Raw genomic sequence first — 3,278 nt, 5'->3', positions numbered from 1 at the left:
AAAATAAAGTTTAAAAAAAGCTTGTTTATAAAGGGAAAAGGGTAGTATCTTTGCCCTCCGGTTTTTCGGCAAGAAAGGCGGTAAAGTTCTTAAATAAGTTGCTTAAAAAAAAGGCTAAAAAAAACTTCAAATTTTATTTGTTTTGTAAATAAAAAGAGTTGTATATTTGCAGCCGCTTTCACGGAGAGCAACGCACATTGAAACTGAGATGATTTGGTAATAAAAATAAGGTTCGATTCCTTAACATCTATCAAGAGGTTTCTTCTTTGTTAAGAGGAAAAGTTATTTGACATATTGAATTGACAACGCGTCCCGATTTTATATCGGGATTGAATTAAAACTAGAACGACCATTTTGAGCACTTTTATAAGTGTGATTAAATTTCCTTATATCGTGGAATATTATATAAGACACTACGATGAAGAGTTTGATCCTGGCTCAGGATGAACGCTAGCGGCAGGCCTAACACATGCAAGTCGAACGGTAACAGGGAAAAGCTTGCTTTTCTGCTGACGAGTGGCGCACGGGTGCGTAACGCGTATGCAATCTGCCTTGTACTGGAGTATAGCCCAGGGAAACTTGGATTAATCCTCCATAGTCTATTGAATTGGCATCATTTTAATAGTAAAGGTTACGGTACAAGATGAGCATGCGTCCTATTAGCTAGTAGGTGTGGTAACGGCACACCTAGGCAACGATAGGTAGGGGTCCTGAGAGGGAGATCCCCCACACTGGTACTGAGACACGGACCAGACTCCTACGGGAGGCAGCAGTGAGGAATATTGGACAATGGGCGCAAGCCTGATCCAGCCATGCCGCGTGCAGGAAGACGGCCCTATGGGTTGTAAACTGCTTTTATATGGGAAGAATAAGGTCTACGTGTAGGCTGATGACGGTACCATAAGAATAAGCACCGGCTAACTCCGTGCCAGCAGCCGCGGTAATACGGAGGGTGCAAGCGTTATCCGGAATCATTGGGTTTAAAGGGTCCGTAGGTGGACTAATAAGTCAGTGGTGAAAGTCTGCAGCTTAACTGTAGAATTGCCATTGATACTGTTAGTCTTGAATTGTTATGAAGTAACTAGAATATGTAGTGTAGCGGTGAAATGCATAGATATTACATAGAATACCAATTGCGAAGGCAGGTTACTAATAATACATTGACACTGATGGACGAAAGCGTGGGGAGCGAACAGGATTAGATACCCTGGTAGTCCACGCCGTAAACGATGGTTACTAGCTGTCCGGCTCGATTGAGAGCTGGGTGGCCAAGCGAAAGTGATAAGTAACCCACCTGGGGAGTACGTTCGCAAGAATGAAACTCAAAGGAATTGACGGGGGCCCGCACAAGCGGTGGAGCATGTGGTTTAATTCGATGATACGCGAGGAACCTTACCAGGGCTTAAATGTAGTCTGACAGGGGTGGAAACACCTTTTTCTTCGGACAGATTACAAGGTGCTGCATGGTTGTCGTCAGCTCGTGCCGTGAGGTGTCAGGTTAAGTCCTATAACGAGCGCAACCCCTGTGGTTAGTTGCCAGCGAGTAATGTCGGGAACTCTAGCCAGACTGCCAGTGCAAACTGTGAGGAAGGTGGGGATGACGTCAAATCATCACGGCCCTTACGTCCTGGGCCACACACGTGCTACAATGGTAGGTACAGAGAGCAGCCACTTTGCAAAGAGGAGCGAATCTATAAAACCTATCACAGTTCGGATCGGGGTCTGCAACTCGACCCCGTGAAGCTGGAATCGCTAGTAATCGCATATCAGCCATGATGCGGTGAATACGTTCCCGGGCCTTGTACACACCGCCCGTCAAGCCATGGAAGCTGGGGGTACCTGAAGTCCGTCACCGTAAGGAGCGGCCTAGGGTAAGACCGGTAACTGGGGCTAAGTCGTAACAAGGTAGCCGTACCGGAAGGTGCGGCTGGAACACCTCCTTTCTAGAGCTTTGCTGCTTAGCAGACAAAGACACGACTATAAGGAAAGGTAAAGTTTTAGTTTTAAGTTGTCAATTCAAGATATTTTTCGGTTGATGATCCTGATTTAGGTCAGGATCATTCAATTGATAAATAGGACAGTCTCATAGCTCAGCTGGTTAGAGCGCTACACTGATAATGTAGAGGTCGGCAGTTCGAGTCTGCCTGAGACTACTGAGTACCTAATGGTACGAAGTATATCCGCGTAGGCGGTTATCTTTTAATGTTAAAAATACATTAAGGGGAAGTTCATAAACACAGATTGAAGGAAATTTTAGAAGTTGGGTAACCCAGTTTGCAGTAAGCAGCAACAGTTAGCAGTAATAAAGACTGTGTACTGAATACTGAAACTGCCGGCTATAAAATGGGGGATTAGCTCAGCTGGCTAGAGCGCCTGCCTTGCACGCAGGAGGTCATCGGTTCGACTCCGATATTCTCCACCAGGCGATGCCTTGGGATAGATAAATTCTATTTCATTGTGTATCGCGGCTGAGAAATCATTGGCAATTTATTGTCAGTGGCGACTGGCCACACGTTCATTGACATATTGGGAAATAATAAGAATACGAGAGAAACAAATTTTATTTAGTTAGTGATAACTAAGTTATATTATAGATAGAACTCATTAGAATAAAGATTAAAAGGCTTGGTAGCAATACCTAAGTCCTTATAAGAGCAAGAAGTACAATAAGCTAAATAAGGGCGTATGGGGAATGCCTAGGCTCTCAGAGACGATGAAGGACGTGATAAGCTGCGAAAAGCTGCGGGGATTGGCACATACAAATTGATCCGCAGATATCCGAATGGGGCAACCCACTATACTGAAGGTATAGTATCCGCAAGGAGGTAAACCCGGAGAACTGAAACATCTAAGTACCCGGAGGAAGAGAAAACAATAGTGATTCCGATAGTAGCGGCGAGCGAACTCGGATTAGCCCAAACCGGTTCTGTTACGGCAGGATCGGGGTTGTAGGACCACGACATTTTATGCGTAATGAATTAGAACACTTTGGAAAGAGTGGCCATAGACGGTGATAGCCCGGTATAGGTAAAGAGCGTTATAGATAGTGGTATCCTGAGTAGTGCGGGGCACGTGAAACCCTGTATGAATCTGGCGGGACCATCCGCTAAGGCTAAATACTCCTGAGAGACCGATAGTGAACCAGTACCGTGAGGGAAAGGTGAAAAGAACCCTGAACAAGGGAGTGAAATAGACCCTGAAACCATACGCTTACAAGCGGTCGGAGCGGCTTTGTGCTGTGACGGCGTGCCTTTTGCATAATGAGCCTACGAGTTACT

The 3,278-nt window shown here is 45.4% G+C and carries 2 tRNA genes and 2 rRNA genes (1 of these 4 cut by a window edge); all 4 read left to right on the top strand.

From position 1 onward, the window contains the following. Window positions 1-415 precede the first annotated feature (415 nt). A 16S ribosomal RNA gene (locus DSM03_RS18825) occupies window positions 416-1,943 on the top strand. A 136-nt stretch (window positions 1,944-2,079) separates the two neighbouring features. Continuing rightward, window positions 2,080-2,153, top strand: a tRNA-Ile gene (locus tag DSM03_RS18820). Between the two features lie 192 nt (window positions 2,154-2,345). Continuing rightward, window positions 2,346-2,422, top strand: a tRNA-Ala gene (locus DSM03_RS18815). A gap of 243 nt (window positions 2,423-2,665) precedes the next feature. Next, a 23S ribosomal RNA gene (locus DSM03_RS18810) occupies window positions 2,666-3,278 on the top strand; it runs 2,205 nt beyond the window's last position. The 16S and 23S rRNA genes sit together here with 2 tRNA genes alongside, the layout of an rRNA operon.

It is taken from the genome of Leeuwenhoekiella aestuarii (genome assembly GCF_004104055.1).
Classification (GTDB): domain Bacteria; phylum Bacteroidota; class Bacteroidia; order Flavobacteriales; family Flavobacteriaceae; genus Leeuwenhoekiella; species Leeuwenhoekiella aestuarii.
The sequence above is the reverse complement of the archived record's forward strand: the minus strand, read 5'-3'. Positions and strand labels throughout refer to the sequence as shown.